17 protein-coding genes are annotated in these 17,938 nt (G+C 64.6%); 2 read left to right on the top strand and 15 right to left on the bottom strand.

Features of this window, described 5'->3' with window-relative positions; genetic code table 11:
* Positions 1-112: 112 nt before the first annotated feature.
* Positions 113-268 (top strand): hypothetical protein, encoded by a 156-nt coding sequence (locus ACNJYA_RS25250; RefSeq protein ID WP_439400917.1) that lies wholly within the window; start codon positions 113-115, stop codon positions 266-268.
* A gap of 152 nt (positions 269-420) precedes the next feature.
* Entirely contained in the window at positions 421-846 is a 426-nt protein-coding gene (locus ACNJYA_RS25255; protein ID WP_212256863.1) for a cupin domain-containing protein, read from the top strand.
* 97 nt (positions 847-943) lie between these two features.
* Here ACNJYA_RS25255 and mmsB read toward each other — a convergent pair whose 3' ends face one another.
* From mmsB to ACNJYA_RS25330, 15 genes are all read right to left on the bottom strand, one after another.
* Positions 944-2,134 (bottom strand): multiple monosaccharide ABC transporter permease, encoded by a 1,191-nt coding sequence (gene mmsB, locus ACNJYA_RS25260; RefSeq protein WP_172784320.1) that lies wholly within the window; start codon positions 2,132-2,134, stop codon positions 944-946.
* On the bottom strand, positions 2,131-3,708 hold the full coding sequence (mmsA, locus tag ACNJYA_RS25265; RefSeq protein WP_212256864.1) for a multiple monosaccharide ABC transporter ATP-binding protein: 1,578 nt from the start codon (positions 3,706-3,708) through the stop codon (positions 2,131-2,133). The genes mmsB and mmsA overlap by 4 nt, the downstream gene beginning before the upstream one ends.
* Positions 3,709-3,951: 243 nt before the next feature.
* Complete coding sequence (gene chvE / locus ACNJYA_RS25270; protein WP_172784318.1) at positions 3,952-5,022, bottom strand: multiple monosaccharide ABC transporter substrate-binding protein; 1,071 nt, start codon at positions 5,020-5,022, stop codon at positions 3,952-3,954.
* A 71-nt stretch (positions 5,023-5,093) separates the two neighbouring features.
* Positions 5,094-5,972: an SMP-30/gluconolactonase/LRE family protein gene (locus ACNJYA_RS25275; RefSeq protein WP_439403471.1), complete on the bottom strand. Its 879-nt coding sequence runs from the start codon at positions 5,970-5,972 to the stop codon at positions 5,094-5,096.
* A complete protein-coding gene (locus ACNJYA_RS25280; RefSeq protein ID WP_439400918.1) occupies positions 5,972-7,048 on the bottom strand; it encodes an aldose epimerase family protein in 1,077 nt (358 codons plus the stop codon). The genes ACNJYA_RS25275 and ACNJYA_RS25280 overlap by 1 nt, the downstream gene beginning before the upstream one ends.
* 2 nt (positions 7,049-7,050) lie before the next feature.
* Complete coding sequence (locus tag ACNJYA_RS25285) at positions 7,051-7,977, bottom strand: Gfo/Idh/MocA family protein (RefSeq protein WP_439400919.1); 927 nt, start codon at positions 7,975-7,977, stop codon at positions 7,051-7,053.
* The gene (locus ACNJYA_RS25290; RefSeq protein WP_172784315.1) at positions 7,974-8,750 is read right to left on the bottom strand and encodes a FadR/GntR family transcriptional regulator; all 777 of its coding nucleotides are present in this window, start codon (positions 8,748-8,750) and stop codon (positions 7,974-7,976) included. The genes ACNJYA_RS25285 and ACNJYA_RS25290 overlap by 4 nt, the downstream gene beginning before the upstream one ends.
* Positions 8,747-9,727, bottom strand: coding sequence for a galactofuranose ABC transporter, permease protein YjfF (gene yjfF, locus ACNJYA_RS25295; RefSeq protein WP_439400920.1), 981 nt, complete (start codon positions 9,725-9,727; stop codon positions 8,747-8,749). The genes ACNJYA_RS25290 and yjfF overlap by 4 nt, the downstream gene beginning before the upstream one ends.
* Positions 9,724-10,716, bottom strand: coding sequence for an ABC transporter permease (locus ACNJYA_RS25300; protein ID WP_172784313.1), 993 nt, complete (start codon positions 10,714-10,716; stop codon positions 9,724-9,726). The genes yjfF and ACNJYA_RS25300 overlap by 4 nt, the downstream gene beginning before the upstream one ends.
* Positions 10,713-12,254, bottom strand: coding sequence for a sugar ABC transporter ATP-binding protein (locus ACNJYA_RS25305; protein WP_439400921.1), 1,542 nt, complete (start codon positions 12,252-12,254; stop codon positions 10,713-10,715). Before ACNJYA_RS25305 ends, ACNJYA_RS25300 begins: the two co-directional genes overlap by 4 nt.
* Before the next feature lie 115 nt (positions 12,255-12,369).
* Positions 12,370-13,335 (bottom strand): galactofuranose ABC transporter, galactofuranose-binding protein YtfQ, encoded by a 966-nt coding sequence (gene ytfQ / locus ACNJYA_RS25310; protein WP_172784311.1) that lies wholly within the window; start codon positions 13,333-13,335, stop codon positions 12,370-12,372.
* Positions 13,336-13,638: 303 nt separating this feature from the next.
* Entirely contained in the window at positions 13,639-14,811 is a 1,173-nt protein-coding gene (locus ACNJYA_RS25315; RefSeq protein WP_260382988.1) for a fumarylacetoacetate hydrolase family protein, read from the bottom strand.
* A 113-nt stretch (positions 14,812-14,924) separates the two neighbouring features.
* Entirely contained in the window at positions 14,925-15,902 is a 978-nt protein-coding gene (locus ACNJYA_RS25320) for a HEAT repeat domain-containing protein (protein ID WP_212256869.1), read from the bottom strand.
* A gap of 2 nt (positions 15,903-15,904) precedes the next feature.
* Complete coding sequence (locus ACNJYA_RS25325) at positions 15,905-16,138, bottom strand: 4Fe-4S dicluster domain-containing protein (RefSeq protein WP_024339914.1); 234 nt, start codon at positions 16,136-16,138, stop codon at positions 15,905-15,907.
* 30 nt (positions 16,139-16,168) lie between these two features.
* Positions 16,169-17,911, bottom strand: coding sequence for a fumarate reductase/succinate dehydrogenase flavoprotein subunit (locus ACNJYA_RS25330; protein WP_212256870.1), 1,743 nt, complete (start codon positions 17,909-17,911; stop codon positions 16,169-16,171).
* Positions 17,912-17,938 lie beyond the last annotated feature (27 nt).

A 17,938-nucleotide genomic window follows, 5' to 3' on the forward strand; every position in this document is an offset into this window, starting at 1 on the left:
TCGGCGGACAAACTGGGGATCGCCAGAGCACTTGTTTGCGCCGACGCAACGTCCGGCCGGCCGGATCGCGGTACGAACCGGCGCAGGGTTCCCAGGACTGGCGAACGATCACATGAGTGATGCACAAATCGGGCTGATGACTGCGACCCCCATCATCATCGCCTTTGCCATCGCGCTCAGGCGCATGGGGGTCTTGTCGACCGTGGCAACGGTCTCGGCCGTGAGCCTCTCCGTCGCGATCGCGACGGTGCTGTTCATGACGCAGTAGCGGCCCGCGCCCCGAGCGCAATGCAGGGCGTCATTACGATGCTGCACAGCAGGAGGCACCTGCTGCTCGTGGTGTCAGACAGTTCCATTCCTCGGTTTTGGCTTCTTGATGTCGTGCGCTAATATTGCGCTCCACGATTGGATGAGTTGGCCATGCCTGAGATCATCAACCTTGGCGCGCTGCAGCTGACATTCCTACAGAGCAAGGACGAGACCGCCGGCGGCCTCGATCTGTTCGAGATGACATTGCAGCCGAACGCGCGCATGCCGATTCCGCATTATCACGATCGCTGGGACGAAACGATCTATGGACTCAGCGGCATCTCGACCTGGCGGATCGAAGCAAAGGACATTGACGTCGCGCCGGGCGAAAGTCTGTACATCAAGCGCGGCGTGGTGCACGGCTTCATCAACCGTTCGCCCCGACCGGCAACCTGCCTGTGCATCCTCAGCCCCGGCGTACTCGGTCCGCAATACTTCAGGGACATGGCGGGCCTGCTATCGGCCGGCTCGCCTGATCCGGCCAAAATGAAGGAAACGATGCTGCGCTACGGGCTGGTTCCTGTGATGCAATCCTGAGGATGAGCGCGGCGCGAGCGGGGTGGAGTGAGATGGCCAAAGCGTTCGCGATTGGTGGGCACGGCGCGTTGCGCCTTTGCCCACCCTACGAGACCGCCTATCGCCGCTGATTGTACACGTCGATGCACACGGCACCCAGCAGCACCAGGCCCTTGATGACCTGCTGATAGTCGATGCCGATGCCGAGGATGGACATGCCGTTGTTCATCACGCCCATGATCATGGCGCCGACCACGGCACCGCCGACCCGCCCGACGCCGCCATAGGCCGAGGCGCCGCCGATGAAGCAGGCGGCGATGACGTCGAGCTCGAAGCCGAGGCCGGCCTTTGGAGTTGCCGTGTTGAGGCGCGCGGCGAAGACGAGGCCGGCAAGCGCGGCGAGCACGCCCATGTTGACGAAGGTGAGGAAGGTCAGCCGCTCCGTCTTGATGCCCGACAGGCTCGCCGCCTTGGCGTTGCCGCCGACGGCGTAGATCTGCCGGCCGATCACGGTGCGGCGGGTGACGAAGCCGTACAGCGCGATCAGGATACTCATGATCACCAGCACGTTGGGCAGGCCGCGATAGGTCGCGATCAGATAGGTGAAGTAGAGCACCGCGCAGGCCAGCACAACGCTCTTGCCGAGGAAGAACGCATAGGGCTCGACCTCGATGCCATGCGACTGTTCGCGCGACCTTCCCTTGGCACTGGCATAGACCAGCCCGAGCGCGAGCAAGGCGCCGATCAGCATGGATGTCGGATGCAGCGTGCCGGCCTCGGGCAGCAATTCGGGAATGAAACCGGACGACAGTTTCTGGAAAGTCGCCGGGAACGGGCCGAGCGACTGGCCCTGCAACACCGCGAGCGCCAGGCCCTTGAAGACCAGCATGCCCGCCAACGTCACGATGAAGGACGGAATCTTGAAATAGGCCACCCAATAGCCCTGCGCCGCACCGATGGCGGCGCCGAGCGCGAGGCAAGCGAGGAAGGCGAGCGTGTAATCGACCTTGTAGGTCACCATCAGCAAGGCCGCCACGGCACCGATGAAGCCCGCGACCGAACCGACCGAGAGGTCGATATGGCCGGTGACGATGACCAGCAGCATGCCCAGCGCCATGATGACGATGTAGCTGTTCTGCAGCACCAGGTTGGTGAGGTTGAGCGGCTGCAGCAGCGTGCCGCCGGTCACGACCTGGAAGAACAGCATGATCGCAACCAGCGACATCAACATGCCGTAATTGCGCAAATTGTTCTTGATGAAGCTGCCGTGCCGGCGCTCCTCGGGCAGCGAAACCGTCTTGTCGGTCATGGCTGCGATCCTCCCATCTCCGCGGCCGCGGGCGCGGCGTTCCCAATGCTTCGTTCGTTGCGCATGATGGCGCGCATGATCTTTTCCTGTGTCGCCTCCGAGCCCTTGAACTCGCCGACGAAAGCGCCGTCGTTCATGACGCAGATGCGGTCGCAGATGCCGAGCAGCTCGGGCATCTCCGAGGAGATCACCACGACGCCGCGGCCGGCTTCCGCAAGCTCATTGATGATACAGTAAATCTCATATTTGGCACCGACGTCGATACCTCTTGTCGGCTCATCCAGGATCAGGACCTTGGGGTCGGTCATCAGCCATTTCGATAGTACGACCTTCTGCTGGTTGCCGCCGGAGAGCTGGCCGGTCTCCTGGTAGACGTCGGAGCAGCGGATGCGCATCCGGTTGCGGTAGTCGCTGGCGACCTTGAGCTCGGCGATGTCGTCGATCACCCTGCTAGGTGCGACCTGGTCGAGGCTCGCCAGCGTGATGTTCTTGCGGACGTCGTCGGCGAGGATCAGGCCGAGCTGCTTGCGGTCCTCGGTGACGTAGGCAAGACCGGCGTCGATCGCGGCGGCGACGCTTGGCAGCGCGATCTCACGGCCTTCGAGCCGGATAATGCCGCTGACATTGGTGCCCCAGGAGCGGCCGAACAGGCTCATGGCAAACTCGGTACGCCCTGCCCCCATCAGGCCGGCAATGCCCACGACCTCGCCGCGCCTGACGCCGAAACTGACATTCTTGATCACCTGCCGCTCGGGATGGATGGGGTGATAGACCGACCAGTTCTCGACGTCGAGCACCGGCTCGCCGATCTTCACATTGCGCTCCGGGAAACGGTGCGCCATATCGCGATTGACCATGCTGCGGATGATGCGGTCTTCCTGGATCGGCTCGGCATGGCAATCGATGCTGTCCACCGTGCGGCCGTCGCGCAGCACGGTGATGTGGTCGGCGACCTTGGCGACCTCGTTCAGCTTGTGCGAGATCAGGATCGAGCCGATGCCCTGCTCGCGGAACGCCATCAGGCGATCGAGCAGCGCGGCGCTGTCGGCCTCGTTGAGGCTCGCGGTCGGCTCGTCCAGGATCAGCATCCGTACCCGCTTGGACAGCGCCTTGGCGATCTCGACCAGCTGCTGCTTGCCGACGCCGAGATCGGTGATCAGCGTATCCGGGGATTCCTTCAGGCCGACCTGCGCCAGCAGCTCGCGCGTGCGCCGGTAGACCTCGTCGCGGTCGATCACCCCTAGCTTCGACGGCGGATGCGAAAGGAAGATGTTCTCCGCAATCGACATCAGCGGGATCAGCGCCAGCTCCTGATGGATGATGATGATGCCCAGCGCCTCGGAATCGTTGATGTCGCGAAAGCGCCGCTCCTCGCCGTCGAAGACGATGGTACCCTCGTAGCTGCCGTGCGGATAGACCCCGCTCAGCACCTTCATCAGCGTCGACTTGCCGGCGCCATTCTCGCCGACGAGCGCATGGATCTGCCCGGCGCGAACCGAGAAGTTGACGTCGCGCAGCGCCTGCACGCCGGCAAAGCTCTTGCTGACGTTGCGCATCTCCAGCATGGCGGTCATGGCTTTGGTGTCCCTTGCTTTACTTCGCCTCTCTCCGCGTGCGGGGAGAGGTAGAATGATATCGCTGCATCCACATCGTCATTGCGAGCGCAGCGAAGCGATCCAGACTATTTCCGCGGTGGCAGACTGGATTGCTTCGCTGCGCTCGCAATGACGGAGTGCATAGCAACCACTGCCCGCATGGAAAGAGGCCCCTCATCCTAACCCTCTCCCCGCAAGCGGGGAGAGGGGAAAGAGAGAGTCTTACTGGAACTGCGACTTCTTGTAGTAGCCGCTGTCGACCAGCACCTTCTCCCAATTGTCCTTGTAGACCACCACCGGCTTGAGCAGGTAGGACGGCACGGTCTTGACGCCGTTCTCGTAGGTCTTGGTGTCGTTGACGGTGACCTCCTTGCCGGCGAGCGCGGCGTCGACCATGTCAGCGGTCACCTTGGCGAGGTCGCGGGTGTCCTTGAAGATGGTCGAATACTGATCGCCGCGCAGCATGGCCTTGATCGAAGGCACTTCGGCGTCCTGGCCCGAGATGATGGGCATCGGCTGGCCGGCACTGCCGTATCCGACGCCCTTCAGCGAAGAGATGATGCCGATCGAGAGGCCGTCATAGGGCGACAGCACGGCGTTGACCTTCTTGTTGCCGTAGTAGGCGCTGAGCAGGTTGTCCATGCGGGCCTGCGCGGTGGCGCCGTCCCAGCGCAGGGTCGCGACCTTATCCATGCCCATCTGGCCGGACACGACGACGAGCTTGCCGCTGTCGATATACGGCTTCAGCACGCTCATGGCGCCGTTGTAGAAGAAGTAGGCATTGTTGTCATCGGGCGAGCCGCCGAACAGCTCGATGTTGAAGGGACCCTTGCCGTCCTTCAGGCCAAGACCTTGCACGATCGACTCTGCCTGGAGCACGCCGACCTGGAAATTGTCGAAGGTCGCGTAATAGTCGACGTTGGGCGTGCCGCGGATCAGGCGGTCATAGGCGATCACGGTGATGCCTTTTGCTTTCGCCTGCTTCAGCACGTCGGACAGAGTGGTGCCGTCGATCGCGGCGATCACCAGCGCCTTGGCGCCCTTTGTCACCATGTTCTCGACCTGGGAGAGCTGGTTCGGGATATCGTCCTCGGCATATTGCAGGTCGGTGTTGTAGCCGCGCTCCTTCAGCACCTTCACCATGTTGTTGCCGTCGTCGATCCAGCGCGCCGAGGATTTCGTCGGCATGGCGATGCCGACCGTCGCCTTCTGGGCGAAGGCAGCGACGCCCGTGGCCATCGTGGCGGCACTGGCCAGCGCCAGCGCGAGAAATGTCGTCTTCAGTTTCAGCATGTTTCACTCCCTTTGGGTGTCAGACTTTCTTCGTAGTGTCGAGAACGACGGTGGTGTACGGCTTGGGCCTCCTATACGAGCTTGACGTCGGGTTCCGCGCGCCCGCGCGCGTTTGCTTCGAGCAGAAAGGTGCAGCCGGCTTGCGGATCGGCGGCGCGTGCCGTCGCGTCCATGTCCTGCCAGGCCGACGTGACGAGCAGGCGCGACAGGTCGGGGCCGACGAAGGCGGGGCAGCTCGCCTGCTTCGCCGGCACGCTGAGTGACCGCAGGCGCTCGCCCTGCGGCGAATAGACATCGATCCGGCTCGCGCCCCAGCACGCATTCCAGATCTGCCCGTCGGCGTCGCACACCGAGCCGTCGAGACCGCCGATGCCGCTGTGGCGCAGCAGCACCTCCGGCTCGCCGCGCGGCAGGCCGGTCGCGGGGTTCAGCGGTACGGCATAGAGCACCGCGCGCGGGGTGTCGGTGAAGTAGCCAGTGGCGCCGTCAGGCGAGAAGCAGATCGAATTGGGAATGCTGATGCCGGGAAACAGGGTCGAGATCTTGCCGCGATGAAACGCGTAGATCGCGCCCGCCTTCGGCTCGGCTTTCTTGCCCATGGTGCCGATCCAGAACGTACCCGATTGATGCACGCGGCAATCGTTCGAGCGCGTCGCCGGATTGTCCGCTTCGAGTGGACAGAACAGCGTCATCGCACCATCAGCGAGCTTGCGGATGTAGAGGCCGTCTTCGGCGACGATCAGCTGCCGCTCGGCGTCGATGCGCCCGAGCGCGCTCGCCATCCGGCCGAGCGCGTGGATGCGGACAGAACCGCTGCCGAGTTGCGCCTCGAACAACTTGCCTTCGCGAATGTCGAACCACCAGGCCGTGTCGGTGGTCACGTCATAGGTCGGGCCTTCGCCGAGATGGCAAGGATGGTCCGAGAGGACAGTCGTTGGCACCTGCTCCATCATGGCGACCTCACCGAAAAGCGATAGACCGTGTGATGGCGATAGACCCCGCCGGGATCGAGGCGCGGGCTCGGAAAGTCCGGCCGGTTCGGAGCGTCGGGCCAGATATGCGGCTCCAGGCACATGGCGTCCGATTGCCGGATCAGCTTGCCGCCTTTGCCCGCCATCGTCCCGTCGAGATAATTGCCGGAATAGACCTGAAGTCCGGGCTGATCGGTGAGCAGCTCCATGATGCGCCCGGAGAGCGGCGCCTCCAGCCGCGCCGCGAGCGCAAGCTTGCCGTCGCGGCCGAGGCAATAGGTGTGGTCGTAGCCCCTGCCGTTTCGCAATTGCGGGTCGCTCTCGCGGATGCGCTCGCCCACCGGCCGCGGATTGCGGAAATCGAACGGCGTGCCGGCAACGCTGCGCGGCGGCTCCGGCAGCGGAATTGCGGTGGGATCGATTGCGAGGAACTGCTCGGCGGCGACCATCAGGCTGTGATCGAGAATGGACGTACCTGACGTCGCACCCTCGAGATTGAAGAAGCTGTGGTTGGTCAGATTGACGATGGTCGGCCGGTCGGTCCGTGCTTCCATCAGCAGCGACAGCTCGGTCGGGCCGGTGACGCGATAGGTGAGGCGGACGTCGAGCTTGCCCGGATAATTCTCCTCGCCATGCGGGCTGACATAGGTGAGCGTCACCGCGGGCTCGTCGCCCTCGTCGATGTCCGCGATCTCCCAGAGCTTGCGATCAAAACCCTCGAGCCCGCCGTGCAGCGCATTCGGACCGTTATTGACGGGAAGCTGCACCGTCTCGCCTTGAAACGAAAATTGTCCCTTGGCGATGCGGTTGGCATAGCGGCCGACGGTGGCGCCCAGAAACTTCCGTTCGGCGAGATAGCCCGCGAAGGCATCATGGCCAAGCACGATGTCGTCGTATCCGCCGTTGGCATCCGGCGCGATCAGCGCTTGCAGCACCGCGCCGTGGCTGATGATACGCGCCTCGAAACCGCCCTCCCCACGCAGCGCGACGCGCTCGACCTTGCGGCCGTCGGGCAGCGTCCCGAAGACGCCTCTTGTGATTGTTGATGCGGCCATGCTCAATCCACAAACGGTTCGACGATCGTGCGCTTGCCGAGCAGGAAGGCGTCGGCGACGAGACGGAGCGGCGTCAGATCGACGTCACTTGCGCCGGCCGCTGCAAGTTCGACGAAGCGCCGGTAGAGTCCGCGATATTCCTGATCAGGTCCTTCGGCAAGCACCTTGCCGTCGACGGCCATGCGCGCGCCACCGCTTGATAGCGTCAGCCGGCCCTGATCGGTCTCGACGAGGATATCCCAGCTCTGCGGCCCGGTCTGGCGGAAGTCGAACTCGGCAGTCACGGGCAGGCCGCTGATATCCGTCAGGTTCAGGTTCGCCGCGATCGGCGCCTGGCAGTTGGCTGGAAAGGCCAGCTCGGCCGCGGTGACGAACACGGGCTTCGGCAGAATCCTGGTCAGGATCGACAGCGCATTGATGCCGGGATCGAACACGCCGAGGCCGCCCGGCTCCCAGATCCAGCCCTGCCCGGGATGCCAGACGCGGACATCCTCCTTCCAGCTGATGTGCATCGAGTTGATGCGCCGCTCGGCGAGCCATTGCCGGGCCGGCTCGACCGCCGGCGCATAGCGCGAATGCCAGGTCGCAAACAATGTCCGCTTCGCACCCGCCGCCATCGCAATCAACGGATCAAGCTCGGCAACCCCGGTGCCCGGCGGCTTCTCCAGCATGACATGCTTGCCGGCGGCGAGCGCCGCCGCGGCCTGGACCCGTCGCACCTGCGGCGGCGTGCAGAGCGAGACCGCGTCGATCGGCGGCCCCTTCTGAAGCAATTCCTCGATGGTTGCAAAATGCGGCACCCCCGGTAGCGAGGCATTGCGGCTCGCCACGGCGGCGAGCATTGCACCCGGCGTGGCGGCGATCGCCGCCACATGCTGGTCCCGCGCGATCTTGCCGAAGCCGACGATGGCGATGCGAAGGTCTGTCACGCTTGTTCTCCGGTATCGGTCGATGGCAGCGGATCGGCCGGGGCGGTCTCGATCACCGTACTGTCGTGGCGGCGCATGCCATTGTGAATGACATAGACCATGGCCTCGGATGCGGCGTCGGCATCGCCCGCGACGATGGCATCGACGATCCTCTGATGCCACAGCAGCACCGTCTCGCGGTCCTCGGTTTCGACCGGGGCGCTGAGCAGGAACGATGCACGCAGCGCTGCTTCGATGACATGCCCGACCGAGCGCATGAATAGATTGCCGGAGGCGCGCGCCACACCAACGTGAAGCGCGAGATCGGCATCGGCAAAGCCGACCGAGTCGGAGGCTTCACGCCGCATGCGATCCATGCAGCGGCGAAGCTCGCTGATGTCCTCCTCGGACCGCTGCGTGGCCGCCAGCATCGCCGCGCGCGGCTCGACTGCCAGACGGATCTCGGCGAGGTCGTTGAGGAAGCGCTTGTCGATGCCGGCGTCGAGGTGCCAGGCCAGCACGTCCGCGTCGAACATGTTCCAGGCGCCGCGCTCGCGCACGACCGTGCCGACCCGGGCCTTGGTGGTGAGCAGGCCCTTGGCGACCAGCGTCTTCACGCTCTCGCGCAGCACCGGCCGCGACACGCCGAACATCGCGATCATCTCGGCATCACCAGGCAGGCGCGTGCCTTCCGCATAGCGGCCGGCGATGATGTCGACGCCGATCGAACGCGCCACCTCCGCATGGTTGGAGTGGGCCCGCCGCGTCGGGATAACGACGATCCGCGAGGTCATGACGCCGCTCCCATATGTTTCACCGCCGGCCGGCGCACAAGCGTGACCAGCCCCTGTTGCAGGGCGATGAAGGCGAACAGAAGCACGCCGGTCGCGATCTTGGTCCACCAGCTCGACAGCGTGCCATCGAAATTGATGTAGGTCTGGATCAGGCCCTGGATCAGCACGCCGAGGAATGTTCCGACCACCGAGCCCTGGCCGCCGGTGAGCAGCGTGCCGCCGATCACAACGGCGGCGATGCTGTCGAGCTCGACGCCGACGGCGGAGAGCGAATAGCCGGCGCTGGTGTAGAAAGAGAAGACGATCCCGGCGAGCCCCGCGAGCAGGCTCGACAGCATGTAGATCTTGATCGTCATCTTGCCGACGGCAACGCCCATCAGGCTCGCGGTGGCCCGGCTGCCGCCGAGCGCATAGACGTTGGCGCCGAACCGGGTGAGATGCAGCAGCAGGGCGCCGCCGATCACGATCAGGAGCATGATGATCGCGATGGCCGTCAACCGGCCGCCGCCGGGCATCCGCAGTGCAAAATCTGACACCGTCGAATAGATCGGCGCGTTGATCGGCACCGATTCGGTCGACAGCAGGAAGCTCGCGCCGCGCGCCAGGAACATGCCGGCCAGCGTCACGATGAAAGGTGGCAGATCGAAGACGTGGATGACGGCGCCCATCGCCGCGCCAAACGCCGCCGAGAGCGCGAGGATGGCGACGAAAGCGACCAGCGGCGGGACGCCCCAGCGCTCGATAGCCAGCGCGACGAATACGGTGGTGAAGCCGATCACCGAGCCGACCGAGAGGTCGATGCCGCCGGAGATGATCACGAACGTCATGCCGGTCGCGACGATCCCCAGGAAGGCATTGTCGGTGAGCAGATTGCCGACCACGCGGGTGGAGGCGATGTTGGGGAATTGCATGGCGCAGAGCGCAAAGGCCGCAACGAGCACGATCGCCGTGATCAGGACGGGCGGCAGGCCTTTCATGCTTTGGCCCTCCGCAGCCACGTGGCGATTCCGGCGAGACCGGAGAATTTCGGCGATTGCAGCAGCAGCACCGCGAGCACCACCACCGCCTTGACCAGCAGATTGAACTCCGGCGGGTAGCCCGACAACAGGATGCCGGTGTTCATGGTCTGGATGATCAGCGCACCCAGCACGGCCAGCACGAGACTGAATCGGCCGCCGAACAGCGAGGTGCCGCCGATCACCACGGCGAGGATCGCATCGAGCTCGAGCCAGAGGCCGGCATTGTTGGCGTCTGCACCCATGATGTCGGCCGCGGCGATCACGCCGGCGAGCGCGGCGCAGACGCCGCACCAGACGTAGACGGCCAAAATCATTGCGCGTGTGCCGACGCCGGCGAGCTCGCTCGCCCGCGCGTTGCCGCCGGTTGCCTCGATCAGGAGACCTAGCGCGGAGCCACGCACGACCGCGCCGGTGAGGATGAGCATGCCCAACGCAATCACGACCGGCACCGGCAGGCCGAGCACCGAGCCATTGCCGAGCCACACCAGATCCGGCGAGGAGAACGTCACGATGCGTCCTTCGGTGATGAGCTGGGCGATGCCGCGCCCCGCGACCATCAGGATCAAGGTCGCCACGATCGGCTGCATGCCGAGCACGGCGACGAGAAAGCCGTTCCAGAGGCCGCAGACGAGGCCCGCCCCAAGTGCAGCCGCCAGCACGATCGGGAGACTATGACTGTCGGCTAGGCTCGCGGCGATCGCACCGCAGATCGCCATCACGGCACCGACCGACAGATCGATGCCGCGCGTCGCGATCACCAACACCATGCCGAGGGAGAGCAGCGCCACCGGCGTGCCGCGGTTGAGCACGTCGATAAGGCTGCCGAACAGACGGCCATCCTGCAGGCGCAGGTCGAAGAATTGCGGCGAGACCACGCGATCGACCGCGAGGATGACGATCAGCGCCAGGATCTGGGCAAGGCCGCGGCGCGGCAACAGCGCTGTCATGTGTGGGCCTCAAGCGCAACAGCGACGCTATCGGCGGCAATGGCGGCGAGAATGTTGCCAACGTCGATCGCCTCGCCCGTGAGCTCCTCGACATGGGCGCGGTCGCGCAGCACGACCACGCGATCGGAATACGTAACGATCTCATCCAGTTCGGAGGAGATGACGAGCAGCGAAAGCCCGTCGTCGCAGAGCTCGCGGATCAGGCGGATGATCTCGGCATGCGCGCCGACATCGATGCCGCGGGTCGGCTCGTCCAGCACGAGCAGCCGCGGCGAGGTCGCGAGCCAGCGCGCCAGCAGCACCTTTTGCTGGTTGCCGCCGGAGAGCAGGCCGACCGGGCGCTCCGGATCGGGCGGGCGGATGTCGAGCATCTTGACGTAACGGCGCGCGATCTCGTCCTGCTCGCGGCGCGACAGCGGCCGATGCAGCCCGCGCTTGGCCTGGAGCGCGAGCACGATGTTCTCGCGCACGCTGAGCTCGGCGACGATGCCGTCGGTCTTGCGCTCCTCCGGGCAATAGCCAAAGCCGTGACGAACGCCGTCGCGCGGCGACTGCAGCCGAACGGCTGCGCCCGCCACCCTCGCCTGCCCACGATCCGCGCGCTCGGCGCCGAACACCAGCCGCGCCGTCTCGGTGCGGCCTGAGCCGAGCAGCCCGGCCAGACCGACCACCTCGCCGTGACGCAGCTCGAGATCGAACGGCGCGACATAGCCGGCCTTTCCGTAACTCTCGAAGCTCGCACACACCTCGCCGGCCTGGCGCTCACGCGTTGCCGCCCGCGCGGTGGTTTCCGCCAGCTCGCGGCCGAGCATCATCCGGATCAATTCCAGCCGCGGCAGCGAGGCGGTCTCGCGCTCGCCGACGAGGCGGCCGTTACGCAGCACGGTGATGCGGTCGGAGATCTCGTAGACCTGGTCGAGGAAGTGGCTGACGAAGACAATGCCGATGCCGCGCCCCGCGAGCTGGCGCATGATACGGAAGAGAATCTCGACCTCGTGCCGGTCGAGGCTCGCGGTCGGCTCGTCCAGGATCAGCACCCGGGCGGAGAGATCCACCGCGCGCGCAATCGCGGTGACGTGCTGAATCGCCACCGAATAATTGCCGAGCGGCGCGGCGACGTCGATGTCGATGTCGAAATCCGCGAGCAGAGCCTTGGCGCGGCGCCGCATCTCGCCTTCGCGCACGATGCCGAAACGCATCGGCTGGCGGTCGAGGAACAGGTTCTGCGCCACCGAAAGGTTCGGCAGCAAGTTGACCTCCTGGTAGACGGTCGCGATGCCCGCTGCGAGTGCTGCCTTGGCCGAGCGCGGCGCGATCTCCTCACCGCCGAGCCTGACGATGCCGACATCGCGCGGAAACACGCCGGTGACGACCTTGATCAGCGTGGACTTGCCGGCGCCGTTCTCGCCGAGCAGCGCATGAATCTCACCGGCGCGCAGCGTGAAGTCGACCTCCTGCAACGCGCGCACCGCACCAAAGCTCTTGCTGATCCCGCGCACCTCCAGCAGCGGCAGAGCAGGATCAAGGCTGTTTTCCATCGCAACGTCACTCCCACCGGCGCCCGCGGACAGCGCGGACGCCAAGCCTACTCGTTCGCGCAGCGGTTTTGAAAGGGGGTGCCGGACCGCAAGACGCGGTCCGGCGGAGCCCACCTCAGTAACCGAGGCCCTTCTTGCTGTCGTAGATCTTCTGCGGATCATCGGCGGCGGTATAGAGCTTCGACTCGGTCTGGATCCATTTCGGCGGCACCGTACCCTTGTCCTTGAACGCCGCGATGGCATCGAGCGCGGGGCCGGCCATGTTCGGCGTCAATTCGACGGTGGCGTTGGCTTCGCCCGCGGCCATCGCCTTGAAGATGTCGGGCACCGCGTCGATCGAGACGGTGAGGATCTCCTTACCGGGCTTGAGGCCGGCTTCCTTCATCGCCTGGATCGCGCCCACCATCATGTCGTCGTTGTGGGCATAGACCGCGCAGATCGACTTGCCGCCGCCTTCGGCCTTGATGAAGCTCTCCATCACCTCCTTGCCCTTGGCGCGGGTGAAGTCGCCGGTCTGGCTGCGCACAACCTTCAGGTTCGCGTGCTTGGCAATCGCAGTGTCGAAGCCCTTCTTGCGGTTGGCCGCGACGCTGGCGCCGACCGTGCCCTGCAATTCGACGATGTTGCAGGCCTTGTTGCCGACCGTCTTCGCCAGCCAGTCGCCGGCGACCTCTCCTTCATGCACGCTGTCGGAGGTGACGGCGGTGAGATAGAGCTCCTTGCCGGAGGGATCGATGTCGCGGTCGAGCAGCACGACCGGGATCTTGGCCTCCTTGGCTTCCTTCAGCACCGAATCCCATCCCGTCGAGACGACAGGCGCGAGGAAGATCGCATCGACATTCTGCGCGATGAAGGAGCGGATCGCCTTGATCTGGTTCTCCTGCTTCTGCTGGGCGTCGGCGATCTTGAGGTTGACCTTCCGCTTGGCAGCTTCCTGCTTGGACACGGACGTCTCGGCCGCGCGCCAGCCGGATTCCGATCCGATCTGCGAGAAGCCGATGGTGAGCTCGCCGGCGCTGGCCGGGGTCGCGAGCAACAAGGCGGCCATGGCGCTGGCCGCAAAGAGGGCTTTAGGGGTCATCAGGCGTGTCTCCCAAGATGTTATCCGGGGCGCCCATTGGTATCATGGCACCCACAGGCCGGCCTTCGGGCCAGCGGTGGGCACTATTTCACGGAAGTGGAGTTCCGACTAGTCATATTATTTGACTATTTGGAGGAAAACGCACGTAGGTGGCGGCGAGCTGATTATGACACGCTCAGCGCGATTTCGTTCCCCTCATGCAACGAGGAGATGAAAAAATAAGGCGGGCTCGTTTGAGCTTCAGCTTTCAGCGCGGCGAAGATGCGACCTTCGCCCGCTTGCGGGAGGCGAAGGGCAGCAGCGCTAAATCAGCTTCCGCTGCGCCAGGTTCTTCATCAGCGCGCCGATGCCGAACGTCCAGGGCTCGCACTCGTCGCTGGTGCGCATGCGGTTGACGAGCTTGCCGAGCTGAGGCGCCGCGATCGTGACGATGTCATCGCGCTTGTGGGTGAATCCCTGCCCCGGCGCATCGCGATCTTTCACGGGCGCGAACATGGTGCCGAGGAACAGCACGAAGCCATCGGGATATTGATGCACCTTGCCGATGGTCTGCGCGACGAGATCGGTCGGATCGCGGCTGATCTTGCTGATCGAGGAATGGCCGTCGAGAACGAAACCGTCCGTGCCCGTGACGTTCAGGCTGATGTCCAGCCTGCGCGCGTCGTCGAGCGTGAAGGTGTCGTCGAACAGACGCAGCAGCGGGCCGATCGAACAGGACGCGTTGTTGTCCTTGGCCTTCGACAACAGCAGCGCCGAGCGGCCTTCGAAGTCGCGCAGGTTCACGTCGTTGCCAAGCGCGCCGCCGACGATCTTGCCGCGGCTCGAAACGAACAGCACGAGCTCGGGCTCGGGGTTGTTCCAGGTCGATTTCGGATGCAGGCCGGCGTCCATGCCGGTGCCGACCGACGACAAGGTGGGCGCCTTGGTGAAGACCTCGGCATCCGGACCAATGCCGACCTCGAGATATTGGCTCCAGGCGTTCTGATCGATCAGCACCTGCTTCAGGTGCATCGCCTGGTCCGATCCCGGCTTGAGTTTCGACAGATCGTCGCCGATCAGGCGCGTCACTTCTTTCCGGATCGCTTCGGCCGAGGCAGGGTTGCCCTTGGCGCGCTCTTCGATGACACGTTCCAGCATCGAGATCGCGAAGGTGACGCCGGCGGCCTTCAACGTCTGGAGATCGACCGGCGCGAGCAGCCAGGGCTTTTGGGGATCGCGCCGGTCCGGCGGGGTGTTGGCCACGATCGCCTCGAGATCACCGATGCGCTCGCCCTTGGTGGCGGCAAGCGCCTTGGCGGGATCGTCCGCCTCGCAGAGCGCGCTGATGGTCGGAAACTTCGCAGTGACGTCGAACACGCCGTCGTCGCGCACGGCGACCACGGCCGGCCCATTCACCTGCGGCAGCCAGACGCGGCCAGCCAATGTTCCCCGCGTGCCGTCCTCGGGGAGAAGGTCTTTTACCGTCAATGTCGTCATGGCCGCGTCCTCGCTGTTTTTAGGGATCGGCCGCGTTCGCAGCGGCCGTTCCCGTTGGCGAAGACCAATAAACGTCTGGCGGGGGAAGTCCAGAGCGGCGACCCGCCGTGCAATTATGCCCCTGCCCGCGCCTTTCGTGCCGCAATCTGGTGCAGTGCCCAGCGCGCATTCTTACGGACATCGGGATCAGGATCATCGGCGATCACGGCGAGGAATGCCTCGCCGTCGGGATGGGCAATCTCGCCTAGCGCGGCGGCGGCCTCTTTGCGTAGGTTCGCCTGGTCGTGATTGATGCAACTACCAATCGGCCGCACCGCGCGCTCGATCTTCATCTTTCCAAGGCTGCGGATCGCCTTGAGCCGCACCTGCCAAAACTCGTCCGCGAGACAAGCGACGAGCTGATCAGCCGCGATTGCACCATTCACGTTCAGACCCAGCGTCTCCGCGGCCATCTCACGGACCATCCAATCCGGATCCTTCAGCGCGCGGGTGATGGTCTCGGCCGCCGGCTTCATCTGAGAAAAGGCTAGCGCACTCACGGCGGCGCGGCGCACATGGGCATCGGGATCGTTGATCAGCGCGGTCAGCGCCGGAATCGATTCCTCCAGCTTGAGGAAGCCGATCACGCCGATCGCCTGCACACGCACGGCAGCGTCGGTGTCCTGGAGTGCTTCCAGAGCGGGCTTGAGTGTATCCCTGCGGCGCAGTTCCTTCAGTGCGCGCAGAGCGCCCATGCGGACGAAGGCGTGGGTATGCCTGATCAGCGGCAGGATCGCGTCGGCGCAGGCGGGATCCTTGAATTCAGCCATGCTGTCGGCCGCAGCCGCCGCGACGATCCTCTCGGGATCGACCAGCAGCTTGACCAGCGCGCTTGCCGCCTCCGGCCCGTCGAACTCCCCGAGCGCCATCGCGACCTGCTGGCGCACGCCGGCATCGGGATCGGCGACCATGTCGGCGAGATGAGCGACCGCGGCCGGGTCTCCGGAATGGCCGAGCGCGATGATGGCGACGCGGCGCTCGGCGGGATCGGCGGCCTGCAGCCGCTCGTCTGCATCTTCAAGGTCGTCGTAGGATTCGAACGGGCTCGACATGCTCACCTCAACAGATAGGGAATGTTGACGGTGACGGCGCCGGTCGGACAATCCGCTTCGCAGGGCATGCAGTACCAGCACTCATCATAGGCCATGTAAGCTTTTTTGGTCATGTCGCTGATGCGCAGCACGTCGAGCGGGCAGACGTCGACGCACACCGTGCAGCCCTTGTCCGCGATGCATTTGGCATCGTCGACGACCACCGGAACCGATGTCTGATAGGACGCGAGAGGCATTTGATGTCTCCTATTGCTGTGTTCTGGTGGTCAGGCGGAGGCGCGAATGCGCTGCTTGTCGTAGAGGTCCTTCTCGTCGTCCGCGATCGGTACGACGTAGGGCTCGACCGCCCGCTTCTCGCTGGTCATCTTGCCGTCCCGCTTGGAGAGCAGCGTGTGACAGAACCAGTTCTCGTTGTCCTTCTCCGGGAAATCCGTGCGCCAGTGATAGAGGCCCCAGCGGCTCTCCTCGCGGTAGAGCGAAGCGTGCGCGGCCATATCGGCGCAGTCCATGATCGATCGCACCTCGAGCGCGCGGAGCAATTCGTGCGCATTGCGCGCGATCATGCGCTCTTGCATGTCGTCCCTCGCCTCAGCGAGCCGGCGCATGCCGAGCTCGTACTTGCGCGTGACTTTCGGCGGCTGGAGATAGTCGTTGACCAAGCGGCGGGTCTTGTACTCGATTTGGTTCGGCGGAATGCCGTCCTCACGCTTGGTCGGCGCCATCACGCGGTCGCGCTCCATCGCGACGTCGGCCGCGTCAAACTCCGCGAAGTCTTGGCTGTCGGCGTACTCCATCGCGTCGATGCCGGCGACCGAGCCGTTGGTGAAGGCGCCGAGCATATAATTGTGCGGGACGCTCGCCATGTCGCCGGCGGCATAGAGGCCGGGCACTGTGGTACGGGCATTGTCGTCAACGAACACGCCTGAGGCGCTATGCCCGGAGCAGAAGCCGATCTCGGAGATGTGCATCTCGATGGACTCGCTGCGGTAGTCGACCCCGCGCCCCTGCTGGAACAGGCCGCGCGTCGGACGCTCGACCTTGTGCAGCGTGGACTCGATCTCGGAAATGGTGTCGGGATGGAGATGCTTGAGCTGGAGGAACACCGGGCCCTTGCCTGACAGCAGCTCGTTGTAGAACTCCAGCATCATCTGGCCGGACCAGTAGTCGCATTCGATGAAGCGCGATCCCTCATTGTTCGCCGTGTAGGCGCCGAAGGGACCAGCGACATAGGCGCAGGCAGGCCCATTATAGTCCTTGATCAGGGGGTTGATCTGGAAGCATTCGAGGTTCGCGAGCGCTGCGCCGGCGTGATAGGCCATGGCGTAGCCGTCGCCGGAATTGGCGGCGTTCTCGTAGGTGCCGAACATGTAGCCGGAGGTCGGCAGGCCGAGCCGACCGGCGGCGCCCATGCAGAGGATCACGGCCTTGGCCTTGATCACCAGGATCTCGGCAGTGCGGGTGTTGACGCTGATGGCACCGGCAATCCGGCCGTCGGTCGACTTGAGCAGCCGCGTCGCCATGTAGCGGTTGGAAATGAGGATGCGCGCGCGGCGGAGCTGGCGGTACAGCGCCTTCTTCACGGTTTCGCCGTTCGGCATCGGCAGCACATAGGTGCCGATGTGGTGCACCTTCTTGACCGCGTAGTCACCGTTCTCGTTCTTCAGAAAGCGGATGCCGAAGCTGTCCAGCTCTTCGATGATCTTGTAGCAATTCTGCGCGTATTTATAGACCGCCTTCTGGTCGACGATGCCGTCATTAGCAATAGTGATTTCCTTGGTGTACTGCTCCGGCGTGGCGTAACCGGGAATGACGGCATTGTTCAGCCCGTCCATCCCCATCGAGATCGCGCCGGAGCGCTTGACATTGGCCTTTTCGAGCAGAACGACGTTGGCCTTCGGGTTTTTCAGCTTCGCCTTCAGCGCCGCCATCGGGCCGGCCGTGCCGCCGCCGATCACGAGCACATCGCAGGAAACCTCCGAAAGTCCGTCGACGATCTGATCTAGTGACATCACTTGCTCCTGGTTCGCCGACCCGCG

This window comes from Bradyrhizobium sp. BLXBL-01, from assembly GCF_051853025.1.
GTDB lineage: Bacteria > Pseudomonadota > Alphaproteobacteria > Rhizobiales > Xanthobacteraceae > Bradyrhizobium.